Below are 18545 nucleotides of genomic sequence, written 5' to 3'. Positions count from 1 at the left end.
TGTTTTTAATGTTAACTTAAGGTTGTGCTTGTGGTTGTTTATGGTTGATATATATGCACTTTATGAAAAATTGAATTTAGACTTTAATTTCCACCATTATTACGTAAACTTACAAAGGTGATAATGATTAGGATAATCAAGTCGAAATGACGGACATTAAAAAAGACTGGTACTTGTTGTACTGTAAAGGGAAAGAGGAGCTTAGAGCTCTTACAAATCTTAAAAATCAAGGGATTGACAGCTTTTTTCCAACTATGAAAGTTGAGAGAAAAGTGCGCAACAAGCTAACATCTAAAGAGGTTGTCATTTTCCCTAATTACTTGTTTGTTGAAATCGACAAAGAAACGGCAAATTTTAATAGCATACGCTCTACGCGTGGTGTCATTGATTTTGTTAAGTGTGGCGCTAATTACACTAAAGTGCCTGTTGCATTGGTTGCTGAGTTGAAAGTTAAACAATTATGCCGAGATAAATCAGCGGATGAAGTGACGGAATATAATGCAGGCGAACAAGTGATCATTCAAGAAGGGCCTTTCAAAGGCATTGAGGCAATTTATCAGTGCAAGGATGGCTTAGAGCGTGCAGTGTTACTGATTAATCTGATTCATAATGTGACTACCATGAGTGTCGCTAACGCAGAAATAAAAAGCAAATTAGCGCGTTAACATCAAACGTTGACTAAATAAGCCTTACTTTCAGATAAGGCTGTTTTCAGTTACAAATCTTCTTTTTGCTTATATATATTAGCTGCATAGTTTTTATTACCAGCAGTGTGTTGGTGACCGGGTTAAGTTATTATCTAAACTCAATTCTCGACACTCACTATCATCACGTTGATTATCTATCGCTGTAGCGGACACTGTATACTGATTATTTTCCGCCAGGTGAATACTGTATTGGTATTTACTACTGCTGAGATCAACCGCCAAATCCTGCAACTCAGCGTATTGTTGCTGCCGACTAAAATGATCTGTTTGTAATAAGCTGATGGCTGTTAACTTCATTTTAGCTTGATGGCGATGTGTGGTTAATATGTTGTGCTGATAACTTGGCAGTGCTATTCCAACCAAAATACTCATGATAGCGAGTGTGATGAGCAATTCAATCAATGTAAACCCTGATAAAATTAATAACCTTTGCATTATATTCCCCTTAACGACTCAGATGACTAGAGCCTAGGTAATAAACTCACGGTTGGTGATGTTTTAGGCAGTGTTGTGAGCGTGATTCTGTTCAGGGTAAGCTTAATGGCACTGAACAAGGCTAACTGGTCCGCATTAGTATTTAATTGTTGTGTCTAGCGGCATTTTGTTAGATCATTGCTCACTATTTTATTAAAAATTTACTGTTTGAGGTAAGGAATGAGTCAGGCCGAAGTACGTCCAACGAACTTTATTCGTCAGATTATTGATGAAGATTTAAATTCCGGCAAACACACTAATGTGCATACGCGTTTTCCGCCAGAGCCGAACGGCTTTTTGCACATTGGTCATGCCAAATCTATTTGTTTGAATTTTGGTATTGCTGACGATTACCAGGGACAGTGTAATCTACGTTTTGATGATACTAATCCAGAAAAAGAAGACATTGACTACGTTCATGCGATCCAAGAAGACGTGAAGTGGTTAGGTTTTAATTGGGATGGTGAAGTTCGTTATTCATCAAACTATTTTGACAAGTTATTCGAGTACGCAGTTGAATTGATTCAAGCGGGCAAAGCCTATGTTTGTTTCTTAAATGCAGAAGAAACACGTGAATATCGCGGAACGCTGAATAAGCCGGGTAAAAATAGCCCATACCGTGAAACAAGCATCGAAGAAAACCTCGCGCTATTTAATAAAATGCGTGATGGTGGTTTTGCTGATGGCGAATGTAGCTTACGTGCTAAAATCGACATGACGTCATCGTTCATGTGTATGCGCGATCCAGTTATTTACCGTATTAAGCGTGCTCATCACCACCAAACTGGCGACAAATGGTGCATTTACCCAATGTACGATTTTACCCATTGTATTTCTGATGCGATAGAAGGTATTTCACACTCTATCTGTACATTAGAATTCCAAGACAACCGTCGTGTTTACGATTGGGTATTAGATAATATCTCAATTGATTGCCGTCCGCGTCAATATGAATTCTCACGTTTGAACATTGAATATACCATGATGTCTAAGCGTAAGCTGAATGCATTAGTGACAGAAAACCATGTAAGTGGTTGGGATGATCCGCGTATGCCAACGATTGCTGGTTTACGTCGTCGTGGTTATACAGCTGCGTCAATCCGTGAATTTTGTAAGCGTATCGGTGTAACAAAACAGATCAATACAATCGAAATGGGTATGCTAGAAGCATGTATCCGTGAAGATTTAGAAAATTCAGCACCACGTGCAATGGCGGTTCTTGATCCGGTTAAATTAGTAATCACTAATTACCCTGAAGATCAAACAGAACAACTAATTGCACCTGCTCACCCTAAATTAGAGATGGGCAACCGTACTCTGCCATTTGGTCGAGAGTTATTTATTGATCGTGCGGATTTCCGTGAAGAAGCGAACAAGAAATACAAACGTTTAGTATTAGGTAAAGAAGTGCGTTTACGTAATGCCTATATTGTTAGAGCCGACGACGTTGTAAAAGATGACGAAGGTAATATCACTGAAATTCACTGTACTTACGACGATGAAACATTGGGTAAAAACCCAAGTGATGGCCGTAAAGCGAAAGGTGTGATTCATTGGGTATCTGCTACTGGTTCTGTTGATGCGGAAGTACGTGTTTATGACCGTCTATTTAAAATAGAAGATCCGGCAAGTGTGGAAACATTAGAAGAAGCACTGAATGAAGAATCATTAGTTGTGATTAAAGCAGCTAAAGTTGAACCTGGTCTAGTTACAGCGCAAGCTGAAAGCGCATATCAGTTTGAACGTGAAGGTTACTTCTGTGCAGATAAAGATTCAACAGCGGATAAACTTGTGTTTAACCGTACTGTCTCTTTACGCGGTTAAGTCTGCTTTCATCATGTGGCGACATTACGTCACTTGATGTTATCTTGAGCCAAAAATGACGTATAAAAAAAGGAGCCAATAGGCTCCTTTTTATTTATCTGTTATTAAGTTAGTGTGATTATTTATGTTCACACTTGCCACTAAGTGAACGGCCATACAGGTATAAACTGTGGGCTTGTAATGACATATTGTTGTCAGCTGCCATTATACGTTGACGTTCTTCGATTAAATCATCATGAAATTCAATCACGTGGCCACAATCCAGACATACAAGGTGATCATGATGGTCTTGTGTAGCCAATTCAAAAACAGATTTACCGCCTTCAAAGTAGTGACGAGTTACAATACCAGCATCATCAAATTGGTTAAGTACTCGATATACTGTCGCTAGACCAATTTCTTCGCCTTTGCTAAGTAATTGTTTGTATAGATCTTCGGCACTAGTATGCTGACTGCTAGGGAGTTGTAATAATTCTAAAATTTTAATTCTTGGCAGCGTTATTTTCAACCCTGCTTTTTTTAATGCGCTTTTTCTATCAGTCATAACGTACTCATTTTAAAATAGAGAAAATTATTTTTTCTTTATATTCTTAACCATTATATGACGAGACGCAAAAACAATAAACCTCATATTTGTTAAAGCGGGATTTAAATGCATAAATTTGAGCGTTTAATTCGGCAGTGCTGGGCAGTTATTGATATTGAAGTAGGGTTAAGCTATTTTTTACTAAAAAAGGGAGAGGGTGTTAATTGGGGACAAGTTGATAAGCTGTTAGCGGAAAATAAAGTAAAAGATAAAACCAGTTATGAAACGTCGTTTTATCTCTTACTTTGTAAACTACAAGATTAGTCTTCTAGTTCAGCTAGGCACATTTCGCTATGGATCTGTTTTACCCAAGCTTCCACACGCTCTGCAGTTAATTCTGGTTGACGGTCTTCGTCGATACCTAGACCAACAAAGTGGCTGTCATCAGTTAGTGCTTTCGATGCTTCGAAATCATAACTTTCAGTTGGCCATTCACCGATTAATGTACCACCTTTTGCTTCAACAACGTCACGTAGTGTGCCCATTGCATCAAGGAAGTACTCAGCGTAATCTTCTTGGTCACCGCAACCAAAGATTGCAACAAGCTTGTCAGAAAAATCAATTTCTTCTAGTGATGGCATGAAATCATCCCAATCACATTGAGATTCGCCATAATACCAAGTTGGAATACCTAAAATTAATAGGCTGAATTCGTTAATATCTGCAGTTGTTGATTTTGCAATGTCTTTAACATCAACAAGCTGTTTACCCAGTTGTTTCTGGATCATTTTAGCAACTACTTCAGTGTTACCAGTGTCACTACCAAAAAATAAGCCTACGCTAGCCATTCTTAAATTATCCTAATAGTTTTAATTTAAACTTATCTTGCTACATGAGTGTGCAATAAATGTTGTATATATTCACTGCGTGTCATCTTAGCACTTTTTGCTTTGATATTTAACATATCAAATAAGTCTTGTTCGACTTTTAATTCAATACGTTTTAATCCATTAGCCTTATCGCGGCTCAATTGATTACGTTTATTGTGTTTCAACTGCTCTTTGCGTGAGAGTGGGTTAGTTTTGGGTCTACCAGCACGCTTCTCTTCAGCAAAAAGGTCAATCGTGGTTCTATCGAAATTTTCCTTTGCCACGTTATTTTCGCCATTGCAGTTAATTGCACTTTATTGCAGTTAATAATATTAGTAATTAAATCTGGGTTTCCCAGACAGTGATCAATATTTCTTTAAACACAAAACCAGCCATACCAAAGCAGAGTACAAACCAAACGGCTATACGCCCAAATTTAGGCACATTACCTTTTTTAAGTACGTCTTGAATTGCCATGCCGATTAAGAAAAACAATGCGACAAAGAATAGCTTAATGCCAACCGCTTCAATTAAGTCGATGTATTCATACAACATATCAATTTTCACCTAAAGTACGAATGGGCAAATATATCACAATGTGGCTAATGACTAAATAAAAAGTCGACTATTATTTTATTAAATATCATCGGTTTTTCGGCATGTAGCCAGTGCCCTGTACCTTGAACTAATTTTGCTTTTGCATGGGGGAAATATTTCGCAATCGCTGATTTATGCGCGTTGGTTATATAGTCAGAGTTCATACCTTTAATAAATAACACTGGTTTATCATACTGTTTATTTACTTCTGGCCAGTCAGAGATCACATCGTATTGTGAAATTATGGTGTCTAAAGCATAGTAGAAATCAAAGTTACCTTGGTCATTTTTATATAACCCTTTGAGTAAAAATTGCTGCACACCCGCTTCTTCAACGTGCTCTGCTAGTTTTGCTTGTGCTTCACTGCGGCTATTAATGGCTGCTAGCGGTATATTTTTTAGGCCGGCAAAGACATTATCATGTCGAGGAGGGTAATTAACCGGGGCAATATCGGCTACCGCTAAACTAGTTACTCGGGTTGGGAAGTTTAGTGCGGTGCGCATCGCAATTTTACCGCCCATCGAATGACCGACGATGTGCGCTTGTTCAATTGCTAAATGATCCAGTAACTGAATAATATCATTTGCCATATCATCATAATGCATACTATCATGGCGCATAGATAAACCATGGTTTCTGACATCAACCGCGATGACTTGATAGTCCGTTTTTAGTTGTTTAATGAGCATGCCTAAGTTAGTGGCACTACCAAATAAACCATGGATAACGATAACAGGAACACCCTGACCGTATATTTTGTGATTAAGTAACATATATCTCTCCGTTATTGTGGCTGATTCTACCGCAATAATTAGGTCAATGTCGTGTATGAATTGTCGACAAATGCATCACAGAGGTAATATTTTACTTATAAGCATAGAGAGAAATCTATTCACAAGGTATAATTAAACCAAATTTATAAGCAAGGATTCACTAGTTAAATATGAAAACGATTGAGCTTGAAGACGACCTATATCGTTATATTGCTAGTCAAACGAAAGATATTGGCGAAAGTGCATCAGATATTTTACGTCGCTTACTTGATGTATCAACAGATGTACCTGCAGATTTAACGAATGTTGAAGAATCGCAGCAGCATGTAGTGGACATCAACAGTGAGACTAAGCAAACGGTAACTAAAACACCGGTAGTAGTAGAACCTACACCTGTATCTGCACCTATTGTGGTAGATACAGAAGTAGAGGTTGTTAGCCATTCTACATTGCCAGCCAGTATCGCTAAGCTTATTAAAAATAAGAAATTTAAAGAAACAACGGTTTCGGTTACTAAGTTTATTCAGATCTTATCTGTGCTTTATGCTGAAAACCCGAAAGAGTTTGATAGTGCGACTGATATTAAAGGTCGTAAACGAATTTACTTTGCAAAATCTGAAAGTGAATTGTTAAGCGCGGGTAGCACCACTAAGCCGCGTCATATCGAAAACACACCATATTGGGTTATTACTAATACCAATACGGGGCGTAAACGTAATATAATTACGCAGCTAATGGCTGAAATGGGCTATACCCATGCGTTAATTGATGCTGTAAGTCAATCTATCTAATTACAGCCTACTGGCAAGGTATTTGAAATGTGCTTAAGCGTTATGCTGACATTATTTAAAGTACCTTGTCTGTTTCCTTCTGAATTCCGATTTCAATTATGATCGACCTCCTTGCATTACAGCGTGCTAGTATGCAAAAAAGTCGCACTACCCTTATCTTTTTATCCATCTTCCTTGTTGCGGTTAGCTTTATGTCACTCGCCTCCGGTAATTTTACTATTGGCTTGAATGATATGCTTAACGGGTTATCGCCTTTACAACAACAAGTGCTGTTTGAATTACGTTTACCACGCATTATTACCGCTATTTTAGTCGGCGCAGCGTTAGCTGTTGCTGGGTGTATCTTACAGGTATTGTTAGCTAATTCACTGGCTGAACCAGGGGTGATCGGCATTTCATCATTTGCCAGTTTGTTTGCGGTATTATCAATCGTGTTACTCGATTCGCTATTGCCACAATGGGCTGGGTTGCAGCAGTATATCTTGCCATTGTCGGCTTTTGTCGGTGCCAGCCTAGTTACCGGGCTGTTGTATCAAGTGACCAAGAATAACTTACCGACGACCAAGATATTGTTATTGGGCGTCGCGATTGGAATTTTCTCCGGCGCTATCATGACTTGGCTGTTATATTTTTCAGATGACAGTAGTATGCGTCAAATGCTGTATTGGATGATGGGTAATTTAGCCTATGGTGCCGACCTTATTTACATTGCTGTGATACCGCTCAGCTTGAGTTTTTTGTGGATCATGCGTCGAATCGATGCACTTAATCTTTTACAGTTTGGTGAGCAAGGCGCTTTTCAGTCCGGCATTGATGTACCTAAATTACGTATTCAGCTTATTTTATGTGTCGCCGTGCTTACGGGGATATCAGTATCAATGGCGGGGGTGATTAGCTTCATCGGTTTAGTTATTCCGCATATTCTGCGCATATTAGTGACCAGTCAATTACGCTTTTTAGTGCCTGCTTCGGCATTACTTGGGGCGAGCTTTTTATTATTAGCAGACCTGATAGCCCGCAGTGCGTTTGTTACTGCTGAGTTACCTGTTGGCGCGATCACTGCAAGTCTCGGTGCGCCCTTTTTTATCTATTTGTTATTACGTAAGCAAGTGGCGTAGGGCGGTTCTAGTATGAGTAAACGAGACGACACCTTGTATCAGGCAAAAAAGACGCAAGCGGCTCCTGTGATACTGACACTCTCGGAGGTCAATTATCAGCAGCGCTTGCATGATATCAACATCGTGATTAAGCAAGCCGGTTGTTTGTTCTTACTGGGGCCAAACGGTAGTGGTAAAAGTACCTTATTAGCTATTCTTGCGGGTCATGCACAAGCGTGCAAAGGCGACTACTTACTGGCAGGGCGTAGCGTTACTGAATATCCAATCGCAGCGCTAGCACTGCAACGTGCCTGGTTACCACAAGCATCGCCGCCGCCTTTTGCTATCCCAGTATATCAATTCATTGCCTTAGGCTTACACCCTTTAGGTATTAACTTGGAAGATGAACAGGCCTGTCTGGTGATTAATCAGCTATTATCGCGTTTGGATATAGCGAAATTAGTCACGCGTAATTGCGACCAATTATCTGGTGGTGAATGGCAGCGGGTATTGATTGCCCGGACCTTGGTACAAGTATCTCCAATGTTAAATAAACAATCGGTGCTGTGCTTGTTAGATGAACCATTAACAGGTCTGGATTTAAAGCACCAAATTGAAGTGTTACAAATACTCAAAGAATTTTCACAGCAAGGCATTACCATCATTGCGTCTATTCATGACCTGAATTTAGCCCTTAATCATGCCTCAGAAGTGTTATTGTTAAAGGGCGGACGAGTGGTCGGTCAGGGTGATGCTAATCAAGTGTTAACGGTTGATACCATTAAACAAGTCTATGATGTTGATACCGAATTGTTGACCGTTAACGGACGCCAATTTATTGTCTCTGCGGCTCTGCCTACGTCAGTTTAGTTAGGCTATTCGTATCTCTTTAAGCGCTAACTCTTCAGTATCATATTTCAATCTAAGTATTTCAATTTAAGCAATAAAACGAGGATTCCTCTGTGCAACTACGCAATACCCCTGTCGATGAAATCGAGTTCTTGGGACATCAAGTTTACGTTAAACGCGATGATTTATTAGATGTAGCTTTTACGGGTAATAAAGCCAGAAAGTTCTATCACTTCTTACAGCAAGATTTATCCCAAGTCGACATACTTGTTGGTCATGGTTCTGCTCAAGCTAATTCCTTGTATTCTTTAGCCGTATTAGCGCAGTTAAAGCAATGCCAGTTGCATTATTATGTTGACCACCTGCCGCAGTATCTTATTGATAATCCTCAAGGGAACTACCGCGCTGCATTAGCGTATGGCGCGCAAGTTATTGTTGTTAATTCTGAATCGACAGTGATAGAACATATTGAACAGCAAGCATTACCGGCGCTAGCAGAGCAGGGGCAACACGCAGTATTCATTCCTGAAGGTGGCCGCTGTCAGTATGCTGAAACGGGATTGAAAATACTCGCTGATGAGATCATGGCCTGGGCGAAAGCAAAGTCGTACGCCGATATTCGAGTGGTATTACCCGCAGGAACTGGCACAACCGCGTTATTTTTACAGAAAAACTTACCCTTTGAAGTGCAAGCATGTGCGTGTGTGGGTGGGAATAGTTATTTAAAGCAACAATTCTTAGCTTTATGTGCAGATGAATCATTACATCCAACGATGCTAAGTACGGCTAAGAAATATCATTTTGGTAAATTGTATCTGCCGTTTTACCATATATGGGCGCAGTTAAAACAAACCACCAATATAGAATTTGATTTACTTTACGATCCGCTCGCTTGGTTATGCTTACAGCGTGAATTTATTATCGCTAATGAGAATACCGCTGCAGGACTTGAAAATAGCGATAATCGCCCCATTCTTTATATACACCAAGGTGGATTGCAGGGTAATGAAACCATGCTACCGCGTTATTTGCGCAAGTTGGCGTTTGTAAAATAGAGTCGCGTTGCTTAATGCCCACGTGGCGATGTTTACGAGCCTGATAAGTGAATGCTTATCAGCATGACCATGACCATTACCGTGACAAATAGTAATACTGACTTTTACTATTTCTACTTGGTATTTATTATTGTGCAGCGTACAATCCGCAGCTGCTTTATTATAAACATTATTTGAAACTGCAAACGGCGGTTTCTTGAGAGAAAATTATGACATTTAAAATCCATGACAAGCAAACTGCTGAAGCAGTTGAAAAATCACCAGAAGCGCGTTTCAACTATTTCATATTTCGTGCGGTTAAGTCTGAAGAAGTATGGACATTAGCGGATGAGAACGGTTTTGTTATTAGCGAAACTGAAGGCGAAAGAAGCATCCCAGTTTGGCCACATGCCGAGTTTGCAAGTGAGTGGATCCAAGGCGATTGGGCTGCGTGCCAACCGCTTAAAATTGAAATGGGTGCTTGGCGTAACAATTGGTTGCCAGGTCTTGCTGCTGATGGCGTGGTTATCTCTGTATTTCCAAAAGCCGGTCAAGATGTTGTGGTTGTTGATAGTGAAGAGCTTATCGCTTCATTTAAAGATGAATACGACGCTCAAAAATAGCATTAACTAATGAGCTTAAATCAAACCGCGCTACCCATTTTAGTTACCATAAAGGACATTATTTAGATGAAATTATTCGTCAAAGATCTTACTGTTATTGATTCTTCAGTATTAGATTATTCACGCGGCATTATTGGCCAAAGCTGGCTCGTGGATATCGTTCTGCATGGTGACTTAAATGAACAAAGCATGATCCTTGATTTTGGTATTGTGAAAAAGCTAATTAAGTCGACGGTCGATGAATTAGTCGATCATAAATTGATCGTACCTGCACATGCTAAATTTTGTGATGTGATGAGCGATGGTGCATTTACTTATGTAGATGTATGGCGTGAGCACAGTGAATCAATTCATCTAGCTTGTCCTGATCAAGCGTTTGCACTGATCCCGACAGAACAAATTACCCTTGCTAGTTTAGAAACATATTTAACTGAGCAGTTAATGCTACGCTTGCCAAACAATGTTAAAAAGTTAGATGTGAAATTACGTGAAGAAAAAATTGACGGTGCAGAATATTGCTACAGCCATGGTTTACGTAAACATTTAGGTAATTGTCAGCGTATCGCCCATGGTCATCGCTCAACGATTGAAATTTTACGTAATGATGAGCGTGATAGCGCACTTGAACTAAGTTGGGCTGAGCGTTGGAAAGACATCTACCTTGCTGAGCATTGCGATATGGTATCGGCATCAGAGTTGTCACTATCTCGTGCAGGCATGGCGGCATTAACACCTGAGCATTTCTGTTTTAAATATCAGGCGCCACAAGGTGAGTTCCAGCTTGCGATTGGTAAATCAATTGTCGAGATTATGCCGACTGAAACAACCGTTGAAAATATTGCTCAGTATATTGCTGATACATTAGCAAAAGACTGCAGTGATGCTCTGACGGTATTCGCGTATGAAGGTGTTGGTAAAGGCGCGATTGCTTCTGCTTAATTGCACTTAGCGTCGACTTTATTCACCGTTAAATTTAAATAATAAGCCCGTTAGCCACTACACTCATATGTAGCGGCTGGCGGGCTTTTTTGTTGTGGTGAGCACTGAAACAGGCAAAGATAATGAGCGATCGTGGATAACAGGTGTATTTGTACTTGTTTTCACTTATTATTGAATGACTTATTATCAAACAATAATTATCAAAAGACTTAATTTTGTAATGGAGTTAAACAAATGGCAGAAGAAACGATTTTTCGCAAGATCATTAATAAAGAGATCCCAGCCGATATTCTTTACCAAGATGAGTTAGTGACTGCATTTCGTGATATTAGTCCAAAAGCATCAACACATGTATTAATTATCCCTAATAAACTGATCCCAACGACCAATGACGTATGCGAAGAAGATGAGTTAGCATTAGGGCGTTTATTCACTGTGGCGCGTAAAATTGCCGAGCAAGAAGGTATCGCTGAAAATGGCTACCGCCTTATCGTTAACTGCAATAAGCACGGTAGACAAGAGGTGTATCATTTACACATGCATCTTGTTGGTGGCGAGCAGCTTGGCGCGATGGTTACTCTTAAATAATACAGCTAAAAACAACATAGCATGAGTACAGCGCACGCTATACAGTATAAAGATGACCGCTTAACTTATTGCTATCTTGTCGGTCATCTTATGAGGCTATTACTAACTACACTAACAACAGCAACTAAAAATACAACTACAACAACAGTATCTTGGGGAGTATAAATGAAATGGATTCTCATACTATCGTATCTGCTTAGTGCATTATTCGTTACCGCTTGTACGGTACCATTACAACCCCAGCCACAACCACAACCACAACAAGTACTGACAATGCCACTTCAGACGATTGAAGAACACCCGCTAACCACCCAAGTACGAGAATTAAATTGGCAGTTGTTACAGCAACCTTTCTTTGTGCAAGGTGCTTTTGAGCATGGTCAGCGCCTTTATATTAGCTATCCGAGCAGTGTGATTACGCTGCCGATTACTCATCAAGAATTACAACGTGCAAGTGCAGAAACACTGACCCAATCTCGTTGGTTTGATATGCTGATTTTATCCGTAGCAGAACCAGATAAGAACGCTGTAATGGCAGGTAATAGTTATTCATTGGTGATTAGCATTATTAACGTCGAGAATACGCCGAATAGCCATATGCTAACGATTGAGCTGGTCAATAATCGTTTCAATACGGTTGAAGCATACGTGAGTCGTGTGATCTTGTTATGAGTCTGACGCCAGAACAGCTAACCAACGCTGATATCGCTCCTGATTTTGTGGTGCAATTTAGTCCTGAATTATTCTCTTTAACGCCAGTTTTAGGTGGCTTGAGTAATTATAATTATCGACTCGAATTTCAGCGTGATAATGTCGAACATTGCTATTTCGTGCGCCAATTATCATCTACCTATAATGACATGGATAACAATGTTGAGCATGAATACGCAGCGCAAATTAAAGCGGCAAGTATCGGTTTAGCCCCCAATATCATTGTGCAGCATGAGCAGGGCATGATCTGTGATTGGATTGCAGGTCAACATTGGAATGAAACTGAGCAAGGCCGAGATGAAAACATAGCAAAAATAGCGCAATTAGTCGCAACGCTTCATCAACAGCCTCTGCCTAATCATCATCTTGATATGGTTCAGCGCCTGCAACATTATTATCAGACACTCCATGGCGAATTTAAAACCGCGCAATTAGAACTGCAGTTGAAACTTGTGATTAACTTGATCCAACAGCATTTACCTACAAATAGATTAGTTTTTTGTCATCATGATATGAATCCGTTGAATTTTATCGAAAATGTGCAGACTAAGTTATATTTATTGGACTGGGAATTTGCAGCGGCAGGGCATGGTGATTTTGATATTGCCACTTTGTTTCAGACCTTTGCGTGGGAAACTGAGCAGCGAGCGCTGTTTTTAAAGTATTACAATCAGTATTACGGCACTGCACAACTCCCGGCGCAAGTCCCATCACAAGTTACGGCTAGGCAGATAGATATGATGGCCGTGGTTGTGGAGATGATGACCCTGCTGTGGTGCATTGTGATGTATCAACAAGCTAAAGACGTAACCTATTTAACGCTATGGCAGCAATCTGAACGTGCCATCGCAGATAAAATTAACCAATTAACCAATTAACCAATTAACGAATTAGGCTAATCGGTTATTAATAAATTAATTAACAAAGTTAAAATTAGCTGAGGAATTAAAGTGGGACCAGTAATAGTAGATGTTAACGGTTATGAATTAACTGCTGAAGATAAAGAGATTTTAGCGCACCCATTAACCGGTGGTTTGATCTTGTTTAGTCGTAACTATGGTGATCATGCTCAGTTAACAGCATTAATTAAATCAATTCGTAAAGCAGCCAATACCCCTATCGTGATCTCGGTTGATCATGAAGGCGGTCGGGTACAGCGTTTTCGCGAACAGTTTACCCGGATCCCGGCAATGGGTAAAATCGCCGAACTCTATGCCGATGATCGTGATAGCGCAAAACAGTTCACCCAGCAATGCGGCTGGATGTTAGCTGCCGAACTACTCGCGTTTGATATTGATTTAAGCTTTGCGCCGGTACTGGATTTAGAGCGTGGTAGTCAAGTAATTGGTGACCGTTCGTTCCATGCAGATCCGAGTTGGGTAACCGATCTTTCAAGCCAACTTTGTATTGGTATGCATAACGCTGGCATGAAAACCACGGGTAAGCACTTCCCTGGTCATGGCAGTGTGTTGGCCGATTCACATATCGCTCTACCGATAGATGAACGTAGCTTAGCGGAAATTAGCGCAACGGATTTGTTACCATTTAAAGCCCTTATTGCGGACTCGCAACTTGATGCGATTATGCCTGCACATGTTATTTATCAGCAAGTAGATAGTAAAGCGGCTGGTTTTTCTCAATATTGGTTACAAACGGTATTAAGACAAGAGTTAGGTTTTAAAGGCGCGATCTTCTCTGATGATTTATCGATGCATGGCGCCAGTGTCGCAGGTAATTATTTAGAGCGTGCCGAGCAGGCGATGTGGGCTGGCTGTAATTTATTACTGGCGTGTAATGATCGCACCGGTGTCGCCGCATTATTAGATGGTTTGGATAATAATTTAACCAGCGATGATTTCAATCTTAAACATAGCAGTAACTTTGCATTAGACGAGCTTAAAATGAGCCCGTTATGGCAAGATACAGCGCAGTCGCTAGCCAAATTTAACCAGCAGTTTAGTTAATAAATTAGTGCGTTGACTTAAGTCAATAGAGTGGACGATTGCAATTACACGGTTGTTTTAGCAGCAAAAGGTGCAGCAATTGCAGATGATTTGATCACACGCAATTTTTAGGCGGTGACAATCACTGATAGCAATGGGATACTTGTTAATCAAGGCTTTGCTATAATGAAGTTAGGTAGCACAACGAGTCTCGTCGGGCTTCTGTTAAGGCAAGGCGATGTTTTGGGGATGGAAAAAATAATTCATCCTTAGGCTCAAAATTAATAAAACGGTCATAATCTTATCCGATTATAGGGAAAGCAGACCAGATGACGTTAAAAAATAAGTAAGAATAACGTAATAATTTTATATTAGGGAATATCATGAAAAGAGCGGTTATAACAGGTATCGGTATTGTATCAAGTATCGGTAACAATAAAGCAGAAGTATGTGAGTCACTAAAAGCAGGCACTAGTGGTATCGAGTTTGCACCACAATTCGCTGAACAGAACTTACGTAGCCACGTCTGCGGTACTGTTAATCTTGATCCTAAAGAAATCATTGATCGTAAAGCAATGCGTTTCATGGGTGATGCAGCCGCTTTTAGTTATATTGCTATGCAAGAAGCGATTGATGATTCAGGTTTAACAGAAGATCAAGTATCTAACGTACGTACTGGCCTTATCGCAGGTTCAGGTGGTGCATCATCAAAGAACGTTGTTGATTCTGTTGATATCGCTCGTAATAAAAGCGTGAAGCGTGTGGGTCCTTATATGGTGACTCGTACTATGTCGAGCACCATTTCTGCTTGTCTTGCTACACCGTTTAAAATTAAAGGCCCAAGCTATTCAATTACCTCTGCATGCGCAACAAGCGCACATTGTATTGGTCATGCTGTAGAACAAATCCAACTTGGCAAGCAAGATGTAGTATTTGCTGGTGGCGGTGAAGAAATCGATTGGACTTTAGCATTGGAATTCGATGCTATGGGCGCTCTATCTACTAAATATAATGATACGCCACAACAAGCATCACGTACATATGATGCTAACCGTGATGGGTTCGTTATCTCTGGTGGTGGCGGTATGGTTGTGGTTGAAGAACTTGAGCATGCACTTGCTCGTGGCGCAACTATCTATGCTGAAATCACTGGTTACGGTGCAACATCAGATGGCTACGACATGGTAGCACCATCAGGTGAAGGCGCTGTACGTTGTATGAAACAAGCGCTAGAAACGGTTGACGGTGAGATTGATTACCTGAATACCCATGGCACATCGACGCCTGTAGGTGACACCAAAGAACTTGAAGCGATTCAAGTGGTATTTGGTCACAAATCGCCAAAAATCAGTGCGACTAAAGCATTGACTGGTCATGCGCTAGGCGCGGCTGGTGTACATGAAGCTATCTACTCATTAATTATGATGGAAAATAACTTCATTGCAGCAAGTGCAAACATTCAAGACCTTGACGAAAAAGCGGCAGGTCTAGACATTGTTTCTGGTCAAGCGATTGATGCTGAACTAACAAACGTAATGTCGAACAGCTTTGGTTTCGGCGGTACGAATGCAACGCTAGTATTTAGTAAATTCACTAAATAATAGCCTGATTCGTTAAGGCGGACATTAAAAGCCTGCTGATCGCGACGAAGACAATGTAAGCCCATTTATCAGATTATTGATAAATGGGCTTTTTTTTAATCTGCACAACGCGCAAAATGGTTCTTTGCTGTTACAAAGCAGAAATAACTTTAGCCGTATTATTAAGGGAAACTTAAATGAAGATCGTAGTTGATGAAAATATGCCTTATGCCATTGAATTGTTTTCTCAGTTTGGTGAAGTCGTGCCTTTATCTGGCCGTACGATCTGCGCTGAAGATCTACAAGATGTAGATGCGTTGATGGTGCGCTCTGTGACTCAAGTTAATGCCGCTTTACTTAGCCAAGCGAACAAACTTGCCTTTGTTGGTACTGCAACGATTGGTATCGATCATTTAGACCAAGCTCTCTTGCAACAACGTAATATTACCTACACCAATGCGCCAGGTTGTAATGCTGTCTCTGTAGGTGATTACGTGTGTAGCGCGTTACTCGTGTTAGCTGAGCAACAAAGCTTCACACTGGCTGATAAATCGATTGCAGTCATTGGCGTGGGCAATACGGGTGCGCAGACTGTCAGTCGACTTACGGCTTTAGGCGCAGAGGTGATGTTATGCGATCCTCCGCGGGTTGAAAAAGAAGACTTAACTGGTTTTGTCAGTTTAGAGCAAGCCTTGCAAGCCGATATCATCTGTTTACATGTGCCATTAGTCAAAACCGGTAGTCATCAAACCAAGCATTTATTAACGGCAGAATTACTGGCTGGTATTGCGCAAGATGCCATTCTTGTCAACAGTGGCCGTGGTGATGTGATTGATAATCAAGCTTTATTAGAATTGAAGCAAGCAGGGCATGGCATGACGCTGGTATTGGATGTCTGGGAAAATGAACCAACGCCATTGCTGGATCTTATCCTTTACGCGGCAATCGCGACACCACATATTGCTGGTTATAGCTTAGAAGGTAAAGCCCGCGGCACGGAAATGATCTATCAGGCCTATGCCCAATTATTAGGCCAGCAAGCGGACCGCAGTATTAGTGATATCTTGCCTGTTCCTGCTGTGAGTCGCATTGACGTTAACCAAAATGCAGATCAAACATTCGCTAAAAGTTTGGTCCATTTGGTATACGATGTTCGCCGAGATGATGCTATTTTTAGAAAAAGCATAATGAAAGCGGGTAGTTTTGATGAAATGCGTAAAAATTACTTAGAAAGAAGAGAATTTTCTTCTTTGAGGCTAGTAAATGAGTCACATTATGCGGTAGAGTCGTTGTATCAACTTGGGTTTGCCAAATAATTTTCTAGGAGTCGTTGATGAGTCAACTATATGATGTTGCAGTATTAGGAGCAACAGGTGCCGTAGGGCAAATGATGTTGGAAATTTTACAGGAACGTGAATTTCCAATTGGTAATATTTATCCATTAGCAAGTAGCCGTAGTGCTGGTGGTAAAATTACCTTTAATAATAAACAAGTTGAAGTATTAGATGTTGAAACATTCGATTGGACACAAGTTCAAATAGGTTTGTTCTCAGCGGGCGGTTCGGTATCAGAAAAATGGGCTCCAATCGCCGCTGATGCTGGTGTCGTGATTATTGATAACACGTCGCAATTCCGTTATGACGATGATATCCCTCTGGTCGTGCCAGAAGTAAACCCTGAAGCAATTGCGCAATATACTAACCGTAATATTATCGCCAATCCAAATTGCTCAACAATTCAAATGCTTGTTGCGTTAAAACCGATCCATGATGCAGTTGGTATTAAACGTATCAACGTTGCCACTTACCAAGCGGTATCAGGTTCAGGTAAAACGGCAATCGATGAACTTGCTGGTCAAACTGCAAGTCTATTGAATGGACGTGAAGTTGAAACCAAAGTTTATCCGAAGCAAATCGCATTTAACGTGATCCCACAAATTGATGTGTTCACTGATAATGGCTACACCAAAGAAGAAATGAAAATGGTGTGGGAAACGCAAAAAATCTTTGCTGACGAAAGTGTGATGGTTAACCCTACCGCGGTTCGTGTACCGGTATTCTATGGTCATTCAGAAGCGATCCATTTAGAAACGCGTACACCAATCAGTGCTGAAGAAGTACGTTCATTGATGCGCCATGCACCGGGTGTTAAACTGATTGAAAACGAAGAAGACTACCCAACACCGGTGTCTGATTCAGCGGGTCATGATGAAGTATTCGTTGGTCGTATTCGCGAAGATATCTCACATGCTAGTGGTATTAACATGTGGGTTGTCGGCGATAATATCCGTAAGGGTGCAGCAACAAACAGTGTGCAAATTGCAGAGCTATTGATTAAAGATTACCTGTAAGAGATATCTAGCCTTTAGATGATAAGTTATCATAGGCTTATAAAAACAGAGTGATTGCATATTTAGCACCCAATATTGGGTGCTTTTTTTTTATTTGTCCATTATTTTTCTGATACATATCATAGTTTCAGTGAGCAAAATTTTTTTATTGAAATTAACCATTAAAATAGTATATATCGAAGATACCTGAAAATTCATGTGTATATTGGGATTTTGGATATGGTATATTGAATTCAAGTGTATTGAAGTTGTTTCATAGTAAGGGTTGGC

The 18545-nt window shown here is 40.3% G+C and carries 22 protein-coding genes; 16 read left to right on the top strand and 6 right to left on the bottom strand.

Features of this window, described 5'->3' with window-relative positions:
- Positions 1–146: 146 nt before the first annotated feature.
- Complete coding sequence (gene rfaH, locus CXF93_RS15060) at positions 147–665, top strand: transcription/translation regulatory transformer protein RfaH (RefSeq protein ID WP_101063286.1); 519 nt, start codon at positions 147–149, stop codon at positions 663–665.
- 96 nt (positions 666–761) lie between these two features.
- On the opposite strand, the gene CXF93_RS15055 is transcribed toward rfaH, so the two are convergent.
- Positions 762–1142, bottom strand: a complete 381-nt coding sequence (locus tag CXF93_RS15055) for a type IV pilin protein (RefSeq protein ID WP_101063285.1) — start codon at positions 1140–1142, stop codon at positions 762–764.
- 219 nt (positions 1143–1361) lie between these two features.
- Between CXF93_RS15055 and glnS the strand changes: the two genes are divergently transcribed.
- The gene (gene glnS, locus CXF93_RS15050; RefSeq protein ID WP_101063284.1) at positions 1362–3005 is read left to right on the top strand and encodes a glutamine--tRNA ligase; all 1644 of its coding nucleotides are present in this window, start codon (positions 1362–1364) and stop codon (positions 3003–3005) included.
- Between the two features lie 118 nt (positions 3006–3123).
- Here the strand turns inward: glnS and fur are convergent, their stop codons facing one another.
- Entirely contained in the window at positions 3124–3549 is a 426-nt protein-coding gene (gene fur / locus CXF93_RS15045; RefSeq protein ID WP_101063283.1) for a ferric iron uptake transcriptional regulator, read from the bottom strand.
- A 108-nt stretch (positions 3550–3657) separates the two neighbouring features.
- Between fur and CXF93_RS15040 the strand changes: the two genes are divergently transcribed.
- Positions 3658–3855 (top strand): hypothetical protein, encoded by a 198-nt coding sequence (locus tag CXF93_RS15040; RefSeq protein WP_101063282.1) that lies wholly within the window; start codon positions 3658–3660, stop codon positions 3853–3855.
- On the opposite strand, the gene fldA is transcribed toward CXF93_RS15040, so the two are convergent.
- From fldA to CXF93_RS15020, 4 genes are read right to left on the bottom strand one after another with little or no spacing between them, the layout of a single operon-like run.
- Positions 3852–4379, bottom strand: a complete 528-nt coding sequence (fldA, locus tag CXF93_RS15035; protein ID WP_101063281.1) for a flavodoxin FldA — start codon at positions 4377–4379, stop codon at positions 3852–3854. The two genes, CXF93_RS15040 and fldA, sit on opposite strands and share 4 nt — an antisense overlap.
- A gap of 32 nt (positions 4380–4411) precedes the next feature.
- Positions 4412–4684, bottom strand: coding sequence for a LexA regulated protein (gene ybfE / locus CXF93_RS15030; RefSeq protein WP_101063280.1), 273 nt, complete (start codon positions 4682–4684; stop codon positions 4412–4414).
- A gap of 55 nt (positions 4685–4739) precedes the next feature.
- Entirely contained in the window at positions 4740–4955 is a 216-nt protein-coding gene (locus CXF93_RS15025) for a DUF2788 domain-containing protein (RefSeq protein ID WP_019440968.1), read from the bottom strand.
- A gap of 47 nt (positions 4956–5002) precedes the next feature.
- Positions 5003–5770, bottom strand: a complete 768-nt coding sequence (locus CXF93_RS15020) for an alpha/beta fold hydrolase (RefSeq protein ID WP_101063279.1) — start codon at positions 5768–5770, stop codon at positions 5003–5005.
- Between the two features lie 170 nt (positions 5771–5940).
- Here CXF93_RS15020 and seqA point away from each other — a divergent pair, with 170 nt between their 5' ends.
- From seqA to CXF93_RS14955, 13 genes are all read left to right on the top strand, one after another.
- Positions 5941–6561, top strand: coding sequence for a replication initiation negative regulator SeqA (gene seqA / locus CXF93_RS15015; protein WP_101063278.1), 621 nt, complete (start codon positions 5941–5943; stop codon positions 6559–6561).
- A 98-nt stretch (positions 6562–6659) separates the two neighbouring features.
- Positions 6660–7679 (top strand): vitamin B12 ABC transporter permease BtuC, encoded by a 1020-nt coding sequence (gene btuC, locus CXF93_RS15010; RefSeq protein ID WP_101063277.1) that lies wholly within the window; start codon positions 6660–6662, stop codon positions 7677–7679.
- A 12-nt stretch (positions 7680–7691) separates the two neighbouring features.
- Positions 7692–8528, top strand: coding sequence for an ABC transporter ATP-binding protein (locus tag CXF93_RS15005; protein WP_101063276.1), 837 nt, complete (start codon positions 7692–7694; stop codon positions 8526–8528).
- Positions 8529–8620: 92 nt separating this feature from the next.
- A complete protein-coding gene (locus tag CXF93_RS15000) occupies positions 8621–9562 on the top strand; it encodes a pyridoxal-phosphate dependent enzyme (protein ID WP_101063275.1) in 942 nt (313 codons plus the stop codon).
- A 209-nt stretch (positions 9563–9771) separates the two neighbouring features.
- Entirely contained in the window at positions 9772–10164 is a 393-nt protein-coding gene (locus CXF93_RS14995; protein WP_101063274.1) for a DUF2750 domain-containing protein, read from the top strand.
- Positions 10165–10230: 66 nt separating this feature from the next.
- On the top strand, positions 10231–11103 hold the full coding sequence (locus tag CXF93_RS14990) for a 6-carboxytetrahydropterin synthase (protein WP_101063273.1): 873 nt from the start codon (positions 10231–10233) through the stop codon (positions 11101–11103).
- Positions 11104–11337: 234 nt separating this feature from the next.
- Complete coding sequence (locus CXF93_RS14985) at positions 11338–11691, top strand: HIT domain-containing protein (RefSeq protein ID WP_101063272.1); 354 nt, start codon at positions 11338–11340, stop codon at positions 11689–11691.
- A 165-nt stretch (positions 11692–11856) separates the two neighbouring features.
- A complete protein-coding gene (locus tag CXF93_RS14980) occupies positions 11857–12363 on the top strand; it encodes a penicillin-binding protein activator LpoB (protein WP_101063271.1) in 507 nt (168 codons plus the stop codon).
- A complete protein-coding gene (locus tag CXF93_RS14975; protein ID WP_101063270.1) occupies positions 12360–13280 on the top strand; it encodes a phosphotransferase in 921 nt (306 codons plus the stop codon). The genes CXF93_RS14980 and CXF93_RS14975 overlap by 4 nt, the downstream gene beginning before the upstream one ends.
- A gap of 72 nt (positions 13281–13352) precedes the next feature.
- On the top strand, positions 13353–14366 hold the full coding sequence (nagZ, locus tag CXF93_RS14970) for a beta-N-acetylhexosaminidase (protein WP_101063269.1): 1014 nt from the start codon (positions 13353–13355) through the stop codon (positions 14364–14366).
- A gap of 362 nt (positions 14367–14728) precedes the next feature.
- Positions 14729–15946 carry a beta-ketoacyl-ACP synthase I gene (fabB, locus tag CXF93_RS14965; RefSeq protein ID WP_101063268.1) on the top strand — a complete coding sequence of 406 codons (1218 nt, stop codon included), beginning with the start codon at positions 14729–14731 and terminating at the stop codon, positions 15944–15946.
- Positions 15947–16122: 176 nt separating this feature from the next.
- Entirely contained in the window at positions 16123–17241 is a 1119-nt protein-coding gene (locus CXF93_RS14960) for a 4-phosphoerythronate dehydrogenase (RefSeq protein WP_101063267.1), read from the top strand.
- A 17-nt stretch (positions 17242–17258) separates the two neighbouring features.
- On the top strand, positions 17259–18275 hold the full coding sequence (locus tag CXF93_RS14955) for an aspartate-semialdehyde dehydrogenase (protein WP_101063266.1): 1017 nt from the start codon (positions 17259–17261) through the stop codon (positions 18273–18275).
- Positions 18276–18545 lie beyond the last annotated feature (270 nt).

Origin of the sequence: Moritella sp. Urea-trap-13 (assembly GCF_002836355.1) — a bacterium.
Taxonomy (GTDB): domain Bacteria; phylum Pseudomonadota; class Gammaproteobacteria; order Enterobacterales; family Moritellaceae; genus Moritella.
The sequence above is the reverse complement of the archived record's forward strand: the minus strand, read 5'-3'. Positions and strand labels throughout refer to the sequence as shown.

Coding starts and splice junctions, on each gene's coding strand:
- rfaH (WP_101063286.1), top strand. CDS start 147: ATGACGGACATTAAAAAAGACTGGTACTTGTTGTACTGTAAAGGGAAA.
- CXF93_RS15055 (WP_101063285.1), bottom strand. CDS start 1,142: ATGCAAAGGTTATTAATTTTATCAGGGTTTACATTGATTGAATTGCTC.
- glnS (WP_101063284.1), top strand. CDS start 1,362: ATGAGTCAGGCCGAAGTACGTCCAACGAACTTTATTCGTCAGATTATT.
- fur (WP_101063283.1), bottom strand. CDS start 3,549: ATGACTGATAGAAAAAGCGCATTAAAAAAAGCAGGGTTGAAAATAACG.
- CXF93_RS15040 (WP_101063282.1), top strand. CDS start 3,658: ATGCATAAATTTGAGCGTTTAATTCGGCAGTGCTGGGCAGTTATTGAT.
- fldA (WP_101063281.1), bottom strand. CDS start 4,379: ATGGCTAGCGTAGGCTTATTTTTTGGTAGTGACACTGGTAACACTGAA.
- CXF93_RS15025 (WP_019440968.1), bottom strand. CDS start 4,955: ATGTTGTATGAATACATCGACTTAATTGAAGCGGTTGGCATTAAGCTA.
- CXF93_RS15020 (WP_101063279.1), bottom strand. CDS start 5,770: ATGTTACTTAATCACAAAATATACGGTCAGGGTGTTCCTGTTATCGTT.
- seqA (WP_101063278.1), top strand. CDS start 5,941: ATGAAAACGATTGAGCTTGAAGACGACCTATATCGTTATATTGCTAGT.
- btuC (WP_101063277.1), top strand. CDS start 6,660: ATGATCGACCTCCTTGCATTACAGCGTGCTAGTATGCAAAAAAGTCGC.
- CXF93_RS15005 (WP_101063276.1), top strand. CDS start 7,692: ATGAGTAAACGAGACGACACCTTGTATCAGGCAAAAAAGACGCAAGCG.
- CXF93_RS14995 (WP_101063274.1), top strand. CDS start 9,772: ATGACATTTAAAATCCATGACAAGCAAACTGCTGAAGCAGTTGAAAAA.
- CXF93_RS14990 (WP_101063273.1), top strand. CDS start 10,231: ATGAAATTATTCGTCAAAGATCTTACTGTTATTGATTCTTCAGTATTA.
- CXF93_RS14985 (WP_101063272.1), top strand. CDS start 11,338: ATGGCAGAAGAAACGATTTTTCGCAAGATCATTAATAAAGAGATCCCA.
- CXF93_RS14980 (WP_101063271.1), top strand. CDS start 11,857: ATGAAATGGATTCTCATACTATCGTATCTGCTTAGTGCATTATTCGTT.
- CXF93_RS14975 (WP_101063270.1), top strand. CDS start 12,360: ATGAGTCTGACGCCAGAACAGCTAACCAACGCTGATATCGCTCCTGAT.
- fabB (WP_101063268.1), top strand. CDS start 14,729: ATGAAAAGAGCGGTTATAACAGGTATCGGTATTGTATCAAGTATCGGT.
- CXF93_RS14960 (WP_101063267.1), top strand. CDS start 16,123: ATGAAGATCGTAGTTGATGAAAATATGCCTTATGCCATTGAATTGTTT.
- CXF93_RS14955 (WP_101063266.1), top strand. CDS start 17,259: ATGAGTCAACTATATGATGTTGCAGTATTAGGAGCAACAGGTGCCGTA.